This is a genomic window from Rhodococcus sp. P4_B6 (genome assembly GCF_056402215.1).
This window is the reverse complement of sequence record NZ_JBFUHV010000017.1, coordinates 23972-40208: the sequence shown is the minus strand read 5'-3', so window position 1 is coordinate 40208 and position 16237 is coordinate 23972. Positions and strand designations below refer to the sequence as shown.

Annotated in this window: 13 protein-coding genes and 1 pseudogene; 8 read left to right on the top strand and 6 right to left on the bottom strand. The window is 63.9% G+C overall.

What is annotated here, in order from left to right:
• The first annotated feature begins 120 nt into the window (after nt 1–120).
• Nucleotides 121–3384, top strand: a complete 3264-nt coding sequence (locus AC1DWT_RS11090) for a protein kinase domain-containing protein (RefSeq protein WP_206013745.1) — start codon at nt 121–123, stop codon at nt 3382–3384.
• Between the two features lie 2 nt (nt 3385–3386).
• On the opposite strand, the gene AC1DWT_RS11085 is transcribed toward AC1DWT_RS11090, so the two are convergent.
• From AC1DWT_RS11085 to AC1DWT_RS11075, 3 genes are all read right to left on the bottom strand, one after another.
• Nucleotides 3387–3863 (bottom strand): cupin domain-containing protein, encoded by a 477-nt coding sequence (locus AC1DWT_RS11085; RefSeq protein WP_206013744.1) that lies wholly within the window; start codon nt 3861–3863, stop codon nt 3387–3389.
• Between the two features lie 60 nt (nt 3864–3923).
• Nucleotides 3924–4817, bottom strand: coding sequence for an alpha/beta hydrolase (locus tag AC1DWT_RS11080; RefSeq protein WP_206013743.1), 894 nt, complete (start codon nt 4815–4817; stop codon nt 3924–3926).
• Between the two features lie 178 nt (nt 4818–4995).
• Entirely contained in the window at nt 4996–6348 is a 1353-nt protein-coding gene (locus AC1DWT_RS11075; protein ID WP_206013742.1) for an MFS transporter, read from the bottom strand.
• A gap of 371 nt (nt 6349–6719) precedes the next feature.
• On the opposite strand from AC1DWT_RS11075, the gene AC1DWT_RS11070 reads away from it, so the two are divergent.
• The 6 genes and pseudogenes from AC1DWT_RS11070 to AC1DWT_RS11045 form a co-directional block, all read left to right on the top strand.
• On the top strand, nt 6720–8162 hold the full coding sequence (locus AC1DWT_RS11070; protein ID WP_477920618.1) for an acyclic terpene utilization AtuA family protein: 1443 nt from the start codon (nt 6720–6722) through the stop codon (nt 8160–8162).
• Between the two features lie 4 nt (nt 8163–8166).
• Nucleotides 8167–8508: an AtuA-related protein gene (locus AC1DWT_RS11065; RefSeq protein ID WP_477920599.1), complete on the top strand. Its 342-nt coding sequence runs from the start codon at nt 8167–8169 to the stop codon at nt 8506–8508.
• 49 nt (nt 8509–8557) lie between these two features.
• Nucleotides 8558–9742, top strand: a complete 1185-nt coding sequence (locus AC1DWT_RS11060) for a lipid-transfer protein (protein WP_206013739.1) — start codon at nt 8558–8560, stop codon at nt 9740–9742.
• Nucleotides 9739–10971, top strand: a complete 1233-nt coding sequence (locus AC1DWT_RS11055) for a CaiB/BaiF CoA transferase family protein (protein WP_206013738.1) — start codon at nt 9739–9741, stop codon at nt 10969–10971. Before AC1DWT_RS11060 ends, AC1DWT_RS11055 begins: the two co-directional genes overlap by 4 nt.
• 8 nt (nt 10972–10979) lie before the next feature.
• Nucleotides 10980–11780: an SDR family NAD(P)-dependent oxidoreductase gene (locus AC1DWT_RS11050; RefSeq protein WP_477920596.1), complete on the top strand. Its 801-nt coding sequence runs from the start codon at nt 10980–10982 to the stop codon at nt 11778–11780.
• Nucleotides 11781–12082: 302 nt separating this feature from the next.
• Nucleotides 12083–12202: pseudogene (locus AC1DWT_RS11045) on the top strand (MmyB family transcriptional regulator); the annotation flags it as partial.
• Nucleotides 12203–12534: 332 nt separating this feature from the next.
• On the opposite strand, the gene AC1DWT_RS11040 reads toward AC1DWT_RS11045, so the two are convergent.
• Together AC1DWT_RS11040 and AC1DWT_RS11035 are read right to left on the bottom strand one after the other, a co-directional pair.
• Nucleotides 12535–13965, bottom strand: a complete 1431-nt coding sequence (locus AC1DWT_RS11040; RefSeq protein WP_206013736.1) for an aldehyde dehydrogenase — start codon at nt 13963–13965, stop codon at nt 12535–12537.
• A gap of 119 nt (nt 13966–14084) precedes the next feature.
• Nucleotides 14085–14357, bottom strand: coding sequence for a WhiB family transcriptional regulator (locus tag AC1DWT_RS11035; RefSeq protein ID WP_206013735.1), 273 nt, complete (start codon nt 14355–14357; stop codon nt 14085–14087).
• Nucleotides 14358–14688: 331 nt separating this feature from the next.
• Here AC1DWT_RS11035 and AC1DWT_RS11030 point away from each other — a divergent pair, with 331 nt between their 5' ends.
• Nucleotides 14689–15090: a VOC family protein gene (locus tag AC1DWT_RS11030; RefSeq protein ID WP_206013734.1), complete on the top strand. Its 402-nt coding sequence runs from the start codon at nt 14689–14691 to the stop codon at nt 15088–15090.
• On the opposite strand, the gene AC1DWT_RS11025 is transcribed toward AC1DWT_RS11030, so the two are convergent.
• A complete protein-coding gene (locus AC1DWT_RS11025; RefSeq protein WP_206013733.1) occupies nt 15080–16228 on the bottom strand; it encodes a CaiB/BaiF CoA transferase family protein in 1149 nt (382 codons plus the stop codon). The two genes, AC1DWT_RS11030 and AC1DWT_RS11025, sit on opposite strands and share 11 nt — an antisense overlap.
• Nucleotides 16229–16237: the final 9 nt, after the last annotated feature.

Below are 16237 nucleotides of genomic sequence, written 5' to 3'. Positions count from 1 at the left end.
CGTCAGCGATATCCTTGAGAGCACGCCATCGAGAGGTGAGTCCACGGTTGTATCCGCGCTGGTCATGCCGTCGGAACCAGCGCGCGGCAGCACGAGCCGACGGAGTGAGTAGACCGGCCGATGGGTGAAGGTGACCCGCTCGACACGCAGCGGTACCCGCCGTCCCCGGCCGCGGAATTGGCAGGCACCGGCTTCGACGACGCCCAGGAGATCGGGCGCGGCGGTTTCGGCGTCGTCTACCGCTGCACGCAGGCGGACCTGGATCGCACGGTGGCGGTGAAGGTGCTCACCGTCGATCTCGACGAGGAGAACAAGGCCCGCTTCTTCCGGGAGCAGCGGGCGATGGGCCGGATGACCGGTCACCCGAACATCGTGAACATTCTGCAGGTCGGAGCGACCGCGAGCGGTCTTCCCTACATCGTGATGCCGTATCACCCGCAGGATTCCCTCGACGCACTCATCCGCTGCCGCGGGCCGTTGCCGTTGACCGAGGCGCTGCGGCTGGGGGTGAAGATGGCCGGTGCGGTCGAGACGGCGCACCGGCTCGGGATCCTGCATCGGGATGTCAAACCCGCGAACATCCTGCTCTCCGATTACGGGGAGCCGGAGTTGACGGACTTCGGCATCGCGCACATCACCGGCGGTTTCGAAACCGCGACCGGCGTCGTCACCGGATCGCCGGCGTACACCGCGCCGGAGGTCCTCGCGGGTGATCCGCCGAGTCCGACCGCGGACGTCTACGGGCTCGGGGCCACGCTGTTCAGTGCCCTGACCGGTCATGCCGCGTTCGAGCGTCGCAGCGGGGAGCAGGTGGTCGCGCAGTTTCTGCGGATCACCACGCAGGAGGTGCCGGATCTGCGGGACCACGGAATCCCGGACGACGTGTCCGAGGTGATCGCCCGCGCGATGTCCCGCGAGCCCGATCAGCGACCGCCGACCGTTGCCGACTTCGGCGAGGAACTGCGGCAGCTGCAACGCAACCACGACCTCCCCGTCGACGACATGGCTCTGCGCACCGAACCCGATGCGCAGAACAACGGTGAGCAACCGACCTCGCATCCCGGACGGTCGCACGGCCCGTCCACGCTGGGTGCGACGGGAAGCCTCCCGCTGGAGCTGACCAGTTTCGTGGGGCGCCGGCACGAGCTCACCGAGGCGAAGAACCTGCTGGCCGGATCGCGGCTGGTGACGCTGACCGGGATCGGCGGGGTGGGCAAGACCCGGTTGGCGATGCGCGTCGCGGCTGCCGTCCAGCGCGACTACGACGACGGTGCGCGGCTGATAGAACTGGGCGAACTGCGTGACGGGTCGTCGCTGGTCGACGCGGTGGCCGCGGCGGTGGGGGTGCGGGATCATTCGGCGCGGCCGTTGCGGGAGGTGCTGATCGAGTTCCTCACGTCGAGAGAACTGCTGTTGGTCCTCGACAACTGCGAGCAGATGGTGGACGCGGTCGCCGAACTCGCCGGCCTCCTGCTGCGGGCCTGTCCGCGGGTGCGGATCCTGGCCACCAGCCGCGAACCCCTGGTCATCGGGGGAGAGGCGGTGTTGCGGGTGCCGCCCCTGGGGGTCCCGGACCCGGAGCGGACTCCGTCGGTGCGGGGGTTGCCGAAATACGATGCGGTGACCCTGTTCGCCGACCGCGCCGCTGCCGCGGTTCCGGGGTTCGCGCTCACCGAGGAGAACGCGGCGGCGGTGGCGGGGATCTGTCACCGATTGGACGGGTTGCCGTTGCCGATCGAACTGGCCGCGGCCCGGTTGCGGGCGATGTCGCCGGAGCAGATCCTGGGGCGGCTGACCGACCGCTACGCCCTGCTGTCCCGCGGCAGCCGGGGTGCGCCGACGCGGCAGCAGACCCTGAGGTTGTCGGTGGATTGGAGTTTCGAGTTGTGCACCGCCCGTGAACAACTGGTGTGGGGACGGTTGGCGGTGTTCGCGGGGAGTTTCGAACTCGATGCCGCGGAGCAGGTCTGCGGCGAACGTTTGGGCCCGGACGAGTTGCTCGACACACTGACGTCCCTGGCCGACAAGTCGATCCTGATCCGGGAGGAACACGGGACGGTGGTGCGGTTCCGGATGCTCGAGACGCTCCGCGAGTACGGCTACGAGAAACTCGAGCAGACCGGCGAGACCGTGACTTTGCGCCGCCGTCACCGGGATTGGTACGAGGCCTTGGCATTGGATGCGGACGCGGAGTGGATCAGCGCCCGACAGCTGGACTGGATCGCCCGTTTGAAGCGGGAACAACCGAACCTTCGTGAGGCACTGGAGTTCGACGTCGACGACGATCCCGCCGCCGGCCTCCGCACCGCCACCGCACTGTTCCTGTTCTGGAGCTCCCAGGGAATCTACAACGAGGGTCGGCGCTGGCTCGAACAACTGCTCGCCCGCCAGAGCGGGCCACCCACCCTCGAGTGGGTCAAGGCGATCTACTGCGCGAGCGTGATGGCCAACGTGCAGGGCGATCTGGAGGCGGGGGCCGCGCTCGTGGCGGAGGGACGCACGCTCGCCGCTCAGACCACTGACCCCATGATGCGCGCATTCGTCTCCTTCGCCGATGGAATGCTGGCCCTTCTCGGGGGTGATCCCGTCCGCGCCCGCGCGCATCTCGAACCCGCACTCGCGGAATTCAGCGAACGCGGAGAGCGGACACTCGAAGTGGCCGCCCTGTACCCGTTGGGGACGGCTTATGGAATGTCCGGTCTGACGGACGAGGCCGTCGAACGCCACGAGCGGGTTCTCGCGATCACGGAACAGTACGGCGAGAAGATGTACCGGTCTCATTCGCTGTGGGCCTTGGGAATTGCCGTCTGGCAGCGGGGTGATGCGGATCGCGCGGTCCGGCTCCTCGACGAGGCGCTGGAGCTGACCAAGCGGGTGCGCAGTCCCCGCGTCGTCGCAGCCTGTCTCGCAGCCCTCGCCTGGATCGGCCTCGAACAACACGACGCACTCCGGGCCGCCGTGCTGCTGGGGGCCGCCGACGAGCTGGCGCGGGCGATCGGAAGTTCCGCCGTCATCCATTCCAACCTGATCGTCCACCACGAGGAGTGCGCCGAGAATGCCCGGAAAGAACTCGGCGACAAAGCATTCGCAGCAGCCAAGCGTAAAGGTGAACAACTCGGCTTCGACGCGGCCATCGCCTACGCCCTCCACGAGCAACCACCCGGGACCTCCACACCCGACACCGACGCGCCGGGGCGACTGACGAAGCGGGAACGCCAGGTCGCCGGCCTCATCGCCGAAGGCCTGACCAATCAGGCCATCGCCGACCGCCTCGTGATCTCACCCCGCACCGCACAAGGACACGTGGAGCACATCCTGGCGAAACTGGGCTTCACCTCCCGCACACAAGTCGCGGCCTGGGTCGTGGAGCGGGCGCACGATTAGGGTTACATGTTGGGTTCGAGGGTTTGTCCGCCGACGGTGACCGGTGAGGTCCCGACCAGAACGAACACCGTACGTGCCCACTGGTCGGTGGAGTTGCGCCAGACGTGCATGGTCCCGCGCTGAACGATGCTGTCGCCGGTGGTCAACACCGCGACGTCTCCGCCATCCATCACTGCTTCGAGTTGACCGCTGATCACCACGCCGTAGTCGAGGCTCTGGGTTCGATGGAACGGGAACTCACTGTTCGGCGCCCAATCCACGATGTAGAAGGCGGTTCCGTCCGCGGTCGAGAACGTCTCGATCAACTCCGCTCCGTCCCGCGGATCCGTATTGTCGGACGGAAACGTGTCGGTGGCCCACAGCCGTGTCGCGAACGCGGTAGGGGACGCTTCGAACGCTTCGACGAACGAATCGGAAAGGACGACTGAGCGGCCGTCCGAATCATGGCCGGTGACAACACGTCGTGCTTGGTGCTTCATCTTCGCTTTTCTTCCTGAATGTGAGTGTGAAGTGGCCAAAGACAGACAAGGCGTCGGCTGTCAGCCCAACCGCTCGCGGGCCCAGGAGGCGGATTCGGTGATCGTCCGGTCGGCCTCGGGGTCATTGCCCACCGCGAACGTGTGAACATGCTGTCTGCTCGGAGCGATGTCGAGCGTCACTTCGACGCCCGCGGCATCGGCCGCCTCGACGAATTTCCGTATGCCGCCGAGCAGATTCTCGTGTCCGCCCGCCGACAGGTACACCGGGGGGAATCCAACAAGATCGGCGTACGTCGGGTTGCACAGCGGGTCCTTGGTGCTGCGATCACCGAAGGCGAGTGAGCCCATCGCCACGATGATGGTCTTGCTCGCGAGTATGTCGTTCTCTTCGTTGACCATCCACTCGCCGTCCCAGTCGAGTCCGGGAGAGAAGGTCACCACTGCTCCGGGAGTCGGTAGGCCCCGGGTTCGGAGACTCACGACGAGAGCGAGGGCGAGTGTGCCGCCTGCAGAGTCACCCGCACTGACAATCCGGTCCGGCGCGAAGCCCTGATCGATCAGCCACCGAAACGCCGTGACCCCATCGTCGACCTGAGCGGGATAGGCGTGCTCCGGTGCGCGTCGATAGTCGGCGAGCAGGACGCGAGAACCGATTTCTCGTGCGAGGTGACCGGCCATCTTCCGATGCGAGTGGGCGGATCCGGTGATGAAGCCCCCGCCGTGGAAGTAGAGGACGACCGTTGTCGGATCGGCGTCCGCCGGAATGCTCCACACGGCGGAGAGTCCGTCGATGTCGACCGACTCGTAGCTGACCCCTTTCGGTTCGGTTGCGACGGTGTGCCACCCCTCCTGCATGTCCCGCATGACCTGCACCGACATCTCCGGGTCGGCCTGCATGCGGGCGGCCCAATCCAGGTAAAGAGTGCAGAGGGGATCAGCGAACTCAGTCGACATCGTGGGTACCTGACTTTCGTTTCTCGGTGTGTCGAACAATGTGATGCCAGTAGTGGTTCATGGCACTCAGTGGATTCCTGGTGAATGTCAGCGAAGACCGGTACGCAGCCCACCCGATTTCTTTTCTTCGATCGCTGAAATGAAGAGCTTCAGCGTGAACAGATCTGACCAGCACTCCTCACACCTGGCTGTCGACCAAGTCTTGGCCCTGGGCACCGTCGTTCACCTGTCGATTCCGCGTGCTCGCGGCGAGGACGAGAACCAGTCCAGCACCGACGAGAGAGGGGATCATGAATGCGAGGAGGCCTGCGCGTGGCGTCGCGAACAGAGCGCCGATCTGAGGGCCGAGAATCGCACCGATTCGGCCGATGCCCAGGCAGAATCCGATTGCGGATCCCCGAATCGCTGTCGGATAGTGTGCAGCGATCACGCCGTACATGAGCGTGCTGGTGCCAACGGTTCCGACGCCCGCTGCGAAAGCGGCGACGAAGAGGCCGGCCGCACCGAGTTCGGTACCGAACGCGAGCGCCAGCAGAGCGACGGCTCCGAGGAGGAAGTACGGGACTACGGTCCGCGTCGCACCACCCCGGTCCACGAGCAAGGCGCCGGCGATCGTGCCCACGACCGCACCGAACTGCAGCATCATCAGCGCCAGAATTCCTTGTGTTCCATCGAAACCCAATTCCTTGGTCATACTCGGCAGCCAGGTGTTCGGGCCGTAGACGAGAATCTGGCAGCAGAACATCACCGCCGTGAAGATTGCCGTGGCAAACAGGTATCGACGCGACAGGAGCAGTCGTATGCCGCCCTTCGCCTGATCTGCTGGACGGGCGTCTGTCGCAGTGAGTTCGATGCCGAACCGGTTGGCGACCTCACGTGCTTCCTCGTCGCGGCCACGCGCAGCGAGGAGGCTCGGCGATTCGGGGAGCGCGAAATACAGGATCGGGACGAGGACGATCAGCGCACCGCCAAGCAAATACAGGAGCCGCCACTGCTCGGACGGTGGCGTGGATTTCGCGAGCGCATCCGCACCGGGAAGCACGATCAGCGCGGCGACCGTGGCGAGGACACCGCCGATCGGGTATCCGGTAAGGGTGATTCCATTGAACAGCTGCTTGCGCCGGGCGGTTGCGAACTCACTGGCCAGGGCTACCGCGGCGGGGACGACAGCACCGAGTCCGACGCCGGAGAGAACGCGGCCGATTCCGAAGACCGTGAAGCTGGGCGCGAACGCACACACCAGGCACAACAATGAGAACCAGGTGACACCGGCCAAGATCACGGCGCGCCGCCCGATGCGGTCGGCGAGAGTGCCGGCGACGAGGAAGCCGACCATCAGGCCGCACAGAGTCATGCTGTGAACGTCCGCCAGTGCAGATTTTTCCAGCCCCCACTGGTGCATGAGCGAGGGCAGAGTTGCACCGAAGACGATCAGGTCGTATCCGTCAGCGAGAATGGTGGCGAAACACAGGGCCAACACCAGACCGGGGCCGCGAGAGGCTGACGCGCTGGGGGTGAGCGAAGTGGGCATGTGTTGCTTTCATGTCGGGAGAATGAGTGCAAGCCGGCATGTAACTCGGCTCACACTCATAAAACATCAGAGGCAGCATCGAATCGACTGAAAAATCTCGAAGTTCGAATTCGACCCACGGCAATCAGAGGGTCCTTCGGGAAACCTGAATTCGAACTTCGTCAGAAGTCAATTGATCGGCGATTGGGGGAGCCATAAACTCGGACACAAGGTGCTCGCCGCCAAGTCGACAGCCGAATGGGTCGAGGCCCTCGGTCGGGCAGAGTCCCRGCTATCGCGATGAACACCCCGGAGATGCTGCGACGACCCTCACATGAAGGACGACCGCGAGTCACCGCCGGTCCAGTGTGCGGCCGGGCCCGTCGGCCGGGATGACGCCGAGCTCAACGAGCTTCTCGGCGGAGCCGGGTCGCGGCCCTCGAGACCACACATTCAGCAATGGAAGAGGACACAGTATGAAGAAGATTCGGATCGGATCTGGAAGTGGATTCTGGGGCGACAATCTGGACCCTGCGATCGAGATTGCCAAGCACGGTGACGTGCAGTACCTCGCATATGACTTCCTGGGCGAGCCGACCATCCCGTCCCTGCAGAAGATGCAGCGCAAGGATGCGTCGCGCGGCTATGTCCCGTCGATCCGAGCTGTGGTCCGTGGTGTGCTGCCGATCTGTCTGGAAAAGGGCATAAAAATCCTGACCAACGCGGGTGCTGCCAATCCGCAGGCCTGCGCTGACACGATCCTGACCACCGCGAAGGAAATCGGGATCACCAAGCTCAAGGTGGGTATCGTCACCACCAACGATGTTCAGGCCAAGGTCGAGGAACTGCTCGACAACGGCGTCCAGTTCACCAACCTCGACAACGGCGACGCGGATCTCGGCCGCGTGCGCGACAAGATCGTGGGATCGTATGTCTACTCGGGCGCATACGGTTACGTGGAGGCGCTCGAAGCGGGCTGCGACATCATCATCTCCGATCGAGCCACCGACGACGCGGCTATTCTGGCCCCCCTCGTCCACGAATTCGGCTGGAAGTGGGACGAGTGGGACAACCTCGCGATCGGCATCCTCGCCGGACATCTGATCGAGTGCGGCGCGGCGTGCAGCGGCGGGATCTCGAGCCTGTGGCGCGAGGTTCCCGAGCCCTGGAATATCGGTTACCCGATCGCCGAGGTCAATGAGAACGGTGAACTGTTCATCACCAAAGTGGACGGCACCGGCGGCGTCATCAACCAGGTCACCCTGACCGAGCACCTCCTGTACGAAGTGCACGACCCGGGTAACTACCTGATGCCTGAGGTGATCACGGATTTCACCAACGTCGAGATGGACGAGGTCACCAAGGACCGTGTCAAGGTATGGGGCGCCAAGGGCAAGCCACGTCCGGACACTCTCAAGGCGGGCATCGCTTACATGGACGGCTTCATCGGCGAGGCTGAGTCGTCAGTGACCTGGCCGGACGCCGTCGAAAAGGCCGAGCGGTCGATCGAGATCATCAAGAAGCGTCTGGAGATGGTAAACCTCGATGCCGAGGAAGTCCGGTTCGACATGATCGGCGTCAACTCGTGCCACTGGTCGGCGTCGCCCACTCCGGACCCGGACATCAACGAGGTCCGTATTCGCGTCGCGGCCAAGTGCGCCGAGCGTGCAGAGGCAGCGAAGGTAGCTCGCGAATGCGTGATGCTGATGGGCACCGGCCCGATCGGATCGACCGGTCAGCTCAACACTCCGCCGCCGCGCGAGGTTTTCGCACTGTGGCCGACTTTGATTCCGCGCGAGGAGATCTCGCAGACCGTCGAGACTAGGGAACTGTGACGACATGAGCCGTATCCATTTGAACGACATCGCCTACGCCCGCTCCGGCGACAAGGGCGACATCTGCAATATCGCTGTCATTGCCAAGGAGAAGCGCTTTTACCCGCTGATCCTGGAGTACCTGACCGCCGACGTGGTCAAGGAGTTCTTCGGCCAGATGGTCAAGGGCGAGGTGAACCGCTACGAGGTGCACACCCTGGAAGCGATGAATTTCGTTCTGCGCAATGCACTCGGCGGCGGAGCCACACGTAGCCTGCGCGCCGACTTCACCGGCAAGACGATGTGCCAGGCCCTGCTGCGCATCGAGTTCGAGGTCGCCGAGCCCGATCTGCACTTGATGCACTGATCGGTTCGATTTCGTACTGCACAATCGACAAGAGTTCGGAGATCCCGAGATGAGTGACAAAGCGCAAGTTGTCGGCGTCAATATGGTGAAATTCGCCAAGCCCGGCGCAAACGACCCGTACGAGGTAATGGCTGCGGAGGCGATCCGCGGGGCCCTCGCCGACGCGGGAATTGACTACTCCCTGGTACAGCAGGCTTTCGCCGGCTATGTGTACGGTGACAGCACATGTGGTCAGCGCGCGGTGTATTCGGTCGGGATGTCCGGCATTCCCGTGTACAACTTGAACAACTACTGCGCGTCCGGTTCGTCCGCGCTCATGCTCGCCCGCCAGGCAGTCGAGACCGGGATCGTAGACTGCGCGCTGGCGTTCGGATTCGAGGAGATGACACCGGGCGCCCTCGGCAGCGCGTTCCCCGATCGGACGTCTCCGGTGGGCTGGATTCACGAGCGTCGGGTGGAGCTGCATCCTGAGCTGCCGACCGATGCCCCACGTGCGATCCAGGCATTCGGCGCGGCCGGGTGGGAGTACATCGAGCGGTACGGTTCGAACCCGGACATCTTTGCGCGAGTTGCGGTCAAGTCGCGTACCCACGCGGGTAACAACCCGTATGCGCTGTTCACCAAGCCTCTGACCGTCGCTCAGGTAATGGAAGCGCCGACCCTGTTCCCGTATCTGACCCGCTTCATGGCATGCCCACCCACTTGCGGAGCGGCAGCTGCGATCGTGGTCAGCAAGGCTTTCGCCCAACGACACGGACTTACGGACGGTGTCGAAATAATCGGGCAGTCGATGACCACCGACACCGAGGCCAGTTCGGTTGACCTGATCAACCTGGTCGGCGCCGACATGACGCGCCGTGCGGCGGCAGAAGTGTACGAGTCGGCCGGAGTCGGCCCTGAGGACGTCGACGTCGTCGAGTTGCACGACTGCTTCACGCCGAACGAAGTCATCAGCTACGAAGGCCTGGGCCTGTGCGCCGAAGGTACTGCGGAGAAGCTCATTCTGAACGGGGACAACACTTACGGAGGTAAGTATGTGGTGAATCCCTCCGGTGGGTTGATGTCCAAGGGTCATCCACTCGGTGCGACCGGTCTTGCACAGTGTGCCGAGCTTGTCTGGCACCTGCGCGGCACGGCAGGACAGCGGCAGGTCGAAGATGCACGGATCGGCCTACAGCACAATATCGGGCTGGGGGGCGCGTGCGTCGTCACCATGTATCGGAGGGTGTCATGACCGTCTCCGGTCCGCTCGACGGCGTCAGGGTCCTCGATCTCACTTCGAACGTGATGGGGCCGTTCGCATCTTTGCACCTGGCGGACATGGGTGCCGACGTGTGGAAAATCGAATCCGGCTGTGGGGACACGATTCGCCGGGTCGGTCCGGCGCGGAATGTGGGGATGAGTTCGAACTTTCTGCACTTGAATCGTAACAAGCGGTCGATCGTGCTCGATTTGAAATCGGAGGGTGGGGCGTCGGTGCTTCGCCGGATGATCGCGGGCGCTGACGTGTTCTTGTACAGCATGCGTCCGAAAGCAATGCGTTCGCTCGGGTTCTCCTACGACGATGTGCGCGAGATCAATCCACGGATCGTCTACGCCGGCGCCGTGGGATTCGGTCAGAGTGGACCATATGCGGACCGCCCTGCGTATGACGACCTGATTCAGGCGGCGTCGGGAATGGCTGCATTGCAGAACCGGAAGGTTGGTAGCCCGGAGTTCGTCGCCACACCGATCGCGGACCGGGTGGTCGGCATATCTACCGCGATGGCTGTCAGTGCTGCGCTCTATCACCGCAACGTGACGGGCGTTGGGCAAGAAGTCCAGGTTCCGATGTTCGAGACGTTCGCACAGTTGGTTCTCGGGGACCACCTGTGGGGGCACTCTTTCGATCCGCCGATTGGCGACTGGGGCTATGCGCGGACGATGAATCCGGACCGTCGTCCGTACCGGACGAAGGACGGGCGGTACGTCGCTGTCAGCATTTACATCGACAAGCACTGGCGGAGCTTCTTTCAGGTCGCGGGTCGTCCAGACTTGGCCGACCATCCGAAATTCGTCGACGTGCACGCCCGCGCCGAGAACATGCCGGAGTTGCTGCGTCTTCTGTCGGACATCTTTTCAACACGTCCGGCGGACGAATGGCTGGCCGATCTGGCGGCTGCGGATGTCCCGGCGATCGAGACGAACACTCCCGCAGGGGCACTCGATGATCCTCACCTGCGGCAGACGGGTTTCTCGTTTGTCGAAGTACATCCGTCCGAAGGCAGGATCAATTCACTCGGCATCCCCCAGGCATGGAGCTCCTGTGCCCCGGCGGTCCGCCATCCGGCGCCACGGCTCGGAGAGCACTCGGTCCAGCTCTTGCGTGAGGCCGGAGTGAGTGAAGGCGAAATCGGCACGCTCCTCGCATCCGGTGCGGTGACCGACGAGCTCGGACAGCGCGATGTGGTGGGTGCCCGATGAGTGAGCGGGTGGTGTCGGACCTCAAAGGGAAAGTCGCGATCGTCACCGGCGGGTCCGGCGGGATCGGGCGCGGTATTGCCACCAGATTGGGCGCTCGCGGAGCGACTGTGGTTGTCAACGGGCGCAGCGAGGAGCGAGCTGCATACGTGGTCGACGAGATCCGCGAGGCAGGCGGCAATGCGCACTTCCAATCCGGGGACGTCGGGTCACCTAGCGATATGCGGACGTTGGCCCAATCCGTCGTCGAGCAGTGTGGTCGTATCGACATTGTCGTGCCCAATGCCGGGGGGTTTGACGAGCAGGCGCGTGATCCGAAGGTCCGAGGGCCGTTCGCAGGCATTGATCTGGAACGGGTCACGAATTTCGCAGGTCAAGCTTTGCTCGGAAAGCTAGCGGTGGTGCAGGCGTCGGTGCCGTACCTGCGGGAGAACGGTGGGTCGGTGGTATTCGTTACCTCTGAGGGCGGACGCGCACCGACGCCGGGGCAGACGGGCATCGCAGCATTCTCGGCTGCGTTGATCCAGGTGAGCAAACTGTTGTCGAAGGAACTCTCCAGAGACAAGATCCGAGTCAACTGCGTATGCGTGACCGTCGTCCGGGACACACCGTCGTGGCAGGCTGCGTTCGATCACGATGACGCCGTCTCCGTGGCGCACCGTCGGCAGTACGAGAAGATAGTCGAGAAGGCACCGTTCGGTATCGCTTCACCCCCGGATATCGGTGACGTGGTGAGTTTTCTCGCGTCCGACGAATCGATGTATTTGACGGGCGCGGTACTCAGCCCTACCGGAGGGCTCACCCTTCATTGATCGGCATCCATATGCCGCGGTCTGGACTGCCGGATTTCGCAACGGTCTCGAATCGTTTGCGGACGTCCGGCCAATCCAGTCGTCCGGACACGCTGGACATCCCTGGGGTGTGCGGACGTCACGCGCCAAGAGCCGTCGCCGGTGTGCACCGATCTTGTTGGCGAACATTTTAGTTGACGGATGCCGATGTGCTGAATGTGACTGAGATCGTGCATCTGTTCGATCTCGCCCACTCTCACAATCGGCACCCCGTCCGACGGCCCGAGCCCGGCACAGAACGCGTCCCCGATGGGGTACAGACGATGATCGATCACCTCGTTGGTGCGGCCGCGGTGGTACATAACCGGCGCCCGGATCTCGTCGTGGCCAACGACCTCGGCCGAGCTTTGTACTCCGATCTGTACGAACATCACCGGCAGCCGAACCTCGCCCGATATGCGTTGTCCGACGACCGTGCGCAAGAGTTTAACCAGGACTGGGATATACGACGGCTGACTTCGCGGTGTCAATCCTGCGCGCCCATGCGGGTGGACCACAGTGCGACGGGAACCTCACCGACCTGATCGGTGAGCTCACCGCTCGCAGCGAGGATTCCGAACACGCTGGGCTGCACACGATGTCCGATCTCACCAACGTGGCAGCAAACGCCTGAACAGACGAGCAGGGTCGTGAAGGGGCCGTCCCGGTCGGAGCCTCCGCAGCGTGGCCGAGCCTCACGGTGCATCACATGCTTCCTTACCCGGAGGGGCAGCGGTCAGGCACTCCGGAAGATCGTTTTGAGCTCCAGGTACGGTTCGAGGCTGCTGGGCCCGAGTTCTCTGCCCATGCCGCTGTTCTTGACGCCGCCGAATGGTGCCTCCGTGGGGAACGACGCGCTGTTGACACCGATCGTGCCGGTCACGATGCGTCGGGCGACGGCGGTGGCGTGCTCGCGGTCCGGAGAGAAGACGCCGCCGCCGAGGCCGTATTCGGAGTCGTTGGCGATGGCGATGGCCTCGCCCTCGTTCTCGTAGGCGATGACGACGAGGACCGGGCCGAAGATCTCTTCACGGGCGATGCGCATGTCGTTGGTGACGTCACGGAAGACGGTCGGCTCGATGTAGAAACCCCGGTCGTTCGCCGTGGATCGGCCCCCGCCGACGACGACCTTCGCTCCTTCACGTTGTCCCAGCTCCAGGTACGACTCGACGCGATCTCGCTGCCGTTCGGACACCAGGGGGCCGAACAGGTTGGCGGGATCGGTGGGATCGCCGATCGGGATCTCGCTCATCGCGGCACTGACAGCGTCGACTACTTCGTCGTACCGCGACCGGGGTGCGAGCACCCGGGTCAGGGACCGGCAAATCTGGCCGGTGTTCGGTGAGCACGCGGTTGCCACGAACGGCTTGAAGGCGTCGAGATCGACGTCCTCGAGCAGGATGGCGGCCGACTTGCCGCCCAGTTCGAGTGTTACCCGCTTGAGGTCCCTGCCGCAGGTCTCGGCGATGGCCTTGCCGGCGACGGTGGAGCCGGTGAAGGCGATCTTGCGCACCAGCGGATGCTCGACGAGGGCGCTGCCGGTCTCGCGGCCTCCCGTGACGACGTTGACGACGCCGGCGGGGATACCCGCTTCGGTGGCGATTTCCGCGAAGAGAAAAGCATCGAGCGAAGTTTCTGGTGCCGGCTTGATCACGGCGGTGCATCCTGCCGCGAGTGCCGGTCCGATCTTCCACGCGAGCAGGGGCTGGGGGCCGTTCCAGGGGGTGATCGCCCCCACCACGCCGACCGGCCGACGCTGCAGCAGCGCGTCACCGATGGACGTTTCCAGTGGTTCCTCTTCGACGAGGGTGTCGGCGAGCGATGCGAAGTACCGGTAGTACAGCGGAACTTGCTGCTGCATCGCCCGGGACACGCTGATCGGGGTGCCGTTCTGCCGCGTCACCAGCGCAGCGATCTCGTCGATACGGCCTTCGTAGGTGTCGGCCAGGCGGCGYAGGGAAGCGGCTCGCTCGGACGGAGGGGTGGCGGCCCACGTGACCCCGGCGGCGTCGGCGACCTGCACGGCCGCGTCGATATCGGAGGAATCACCGTCGACGATGGAGGCAAAGACTTCCTCCGTCGACGGATTGATGACGGAGATTGTCTCGGCGGAGTGGGCGGTCCGGTACTCGCCGCCGATGTAATGGGATTCGTGGTTCGTGACCATTCTTGTGTCCTCCTGGTCCCACCGCATTGTGATGGCGGCAAGAAATGATGGATGCCCCGACGGAACGTCGGGACGGGTAATGCGACGTCAGCCGATGTCGGATGAGGCCGAGCGATCGGCTATCTTTGCCATCGACTCCACTTGCGCGCGGCGCGAAGCTCGTTCGGGTTCAGGCCGCCCCAAATTCCGTGTTGCTCTCCGAAATCAATCGCGCTTGTGCGGCATTCGCTGATCACCGGGCATTGGCGGCAGATCGCCTTCGCTTGCTGCTCCTGACGGCGTGAACCGGTGCGGTTGTCTTCGCGATCGGTATAGAAGACAGCGATGTCCATGCCACGGCAACGCGCCTGTGGTCGCCAATCGTCACGATCGACGTGTGATGCGAGATTCATGGTTCACAGTGCTTTCCTGGCTTCGCGGAGTGCGTTCGGCCTTTGGGAATTATCTCATTCTGAACAATGATTCTCGCCTGCACGAGAAGAGTTCAGCCGCGGGTGAATATTCGGCAATGCGGCGTCAGTGTCAAGAGTGGGCTTACGCACACAGAAATTCAAGGGGGAGTAGTAGTTACGATAGATAGGGTGAGGCTTACTTCGGGTTAGATTCCGCATCTTTGACTTTCGGAACAATTCTGCAGAAAATGCTCAGTGCGGGCGCCGATCGGTGCTCGGGCGCAAATGAACTGAGCGGTGGGTTCGCTCGAGGCGGGAACGGACGATTCAGATGCATATCGCGCATATCGACCATTTCGTGCTGACTGTTGCCGACATCGACACCACCGTCGAGTTCTACTCGACGGTGCTCGGGATGTCCGAACACCGGTACGGCGACGATCGCCGGGCATTGCTGTTCGGTCGCAGCAAGATCAATCTGCACCAGCAACCGAGCGCGGTGACGCCCAACGCTCGGCACGCGCAACCCGGTAGCGCCGACGTCTGCCTGATCGTCGAAGAATCCATCGACGCGGTTGTCCGCGAGCTGTCCGACAGAGGCGTTCCGGTGGAAGTAGGTCCTGTCCAGCGCCACGGCGCTCGAGGGCTGATGACCAGTGTGTACATCCGCGATCCGGACGGAAATCTCATCGAGCTGTCGGAATACCAGGCGGGCACCTCCGTCAGGGTCTGATCTTCAGCACTTCGGGAAGTTGGTCGTTGTCCGCCCCGATGTCGCGGGCCGCGTGCAGGGGCGGCGGGCGCCGACCGTCGAACGACAGGGGCAGACCGACCAGTCCGATCTCGTCGTCCGACGGCGTGCCGATGATCCCGAGCGCATGGGTGTGCTCGTGGGCGACGACTTCGGCGGTGGTCTGGATCGGTGCGGCCGGGATGCCGGCACCCTGCAGCAGTTCCTGCCAGTGGGCACGTGTTTCCTTCGCCAGTTGCTCACCGATCAGCTGGTCGATCTCGGCCCGGTTCTGCAGCCGCCCAGCGTTGGTGGCGAACCGATCGTCGGTCGACCATTCCGGATGTCCGAGTGCGGCGCAGAGGCGAGCAAACAGCGGGTCGTTGGCGCAACTCACGATCAGATCGCCGTCGCTGGTCGAGTACGCGCGGTGCGGGACGATGAAAGCGACACCCGACCCGTGGCGACCGCCGGGTTCGCCGTCGGCGTTGTAGTTCGCCACGCCGATCGACATCCACGCCATGGCGGTCTCGAGGAGCGACGCGTTGACCGTCGCACCGGCGTGTTTCACCTGACGGCGGTGCAGCGCCGACAGGATGCCGATCACCGCCCACATCGCGGACCCGAAGTCGATGATGGACACCCCTGCCCGCACCGGGGGCTGTCCCTCCTCGCCCGTGATGCTCATGATTCCGGAGAATGCCTGCATCAGCGGGTCGTATCCGGGGAGTGTGTTCAGCGGACCCACATGTCCGAACGCGCCGATCTCGCAATAGATCAACTCCGGCTTGGTCACCCGGAGGCTGTCGGCGTCCAGCCCGTACTTCGCGCTGGAACCCGGCCGGAGGTTGTGGATGAAGACGTCCGCGCGTTCGGCGATCAGCGTGTGCAGCGTCTTCAGCTGATCTCGATCCTTGATGTCGATGCTGATGCAACGCTTACCGCGATTGAGCGCATGGAACGCGGCGCCGCTGCCCTTCCATGTGCTCGGCCCCCAGCCGCGGGCGGAGTCGCCCGTCGGACGCTCCACCTTCCACACCTCGGCGCCAAGTTCCGCGAGGATCTTCCCGCTGAACGGTGCCGAGGCACTGTCGCCCAGCTCGACCACGACAACTCCCGATAACGGCAGATCACGCTGCATCGTCTTCCT

Bases quoted from the DNA above. Each gene is read 5' to 3' on its own strand.
- AC1DWT_RS11035 (WP_206013735.1), bottom strand. From the start codon at position 14,357: ATGAATCTCGCATCACACGTCGATCGTGACGATTGGCGACCACAGGCG.
- AC1DWT_RS11075 (WP_206013742.1), bottom strand. From the start codon at position 6,348: ATGCCCACTTCGCTCACCCCCAGCGCGTCAGCCTCTCGCGGCCCCGGT.
- AC1DWT_RS11070 (WP_477920618.1), top strand. From the start codon at position 6,720: ATGACGCCGAGCTCAACGAGCTTCTCGGCGGAGCCGGGTCGCGGCCCT.
- AC1DWT_RS11025 (WP_206013733.1), bottom strand. From the start codon at position 16,228: ATGCAGCGTGATCTGCCGTTATCGGGAGTTGTCGTGGTCGAGCTGGGC.
- AC1DWT_RS11065 (WP_477920599.1), top strand. From the start codon at position 8,167: ATGAGCCGTATCCATTTGAACGACATCGCCTACGCCCGCTCCGGCGAC.
- AC1DWT_RS11090 (WP_206013745.1), top strand. From the start codon at position 121: ATGGGTGAAGGTGACCCGCTCGACACGCAGCGGTACCCGCCGTCCCCG.
- AC1DWT_RS11055 (WP_206013738.1), top strand. From the start codon at position 9,739: ATGACCGTCTCCGGTCCGCTCGACGGCGTCAGGGTCCTCGATCTCACT.
- AC1DWT_RS11085 (WP_206013744.1), bottom strand. From the start codon at position 3,863: ATGAAGCACCAAGCACGACGTGTTGTCACCGGCCATGATTCGGACGGC.
- AC1DWT_RS11060 (WP_206013739.1), top strand. From the start codon at position 8,558: ATGAGTGACAAAGCGCAAGTTGTCGGCGTCAATATGGTGAAATTCGCC.
- AC1DWT_RS11080 (WP_206013743.1), bottom strand. From the start codon at position 4,817: ATGTCGACTGAGTTCGCTGATCCCCTCTGCACTCTTTACCTGGATTGG.
- AC1DWT_RS11030 (WP_206013734.1), top strand. From the start codon at position 14,689: ATGCATATCGCGCATATCGACCATTTCGTGCTGACTGTTGCCGACATC.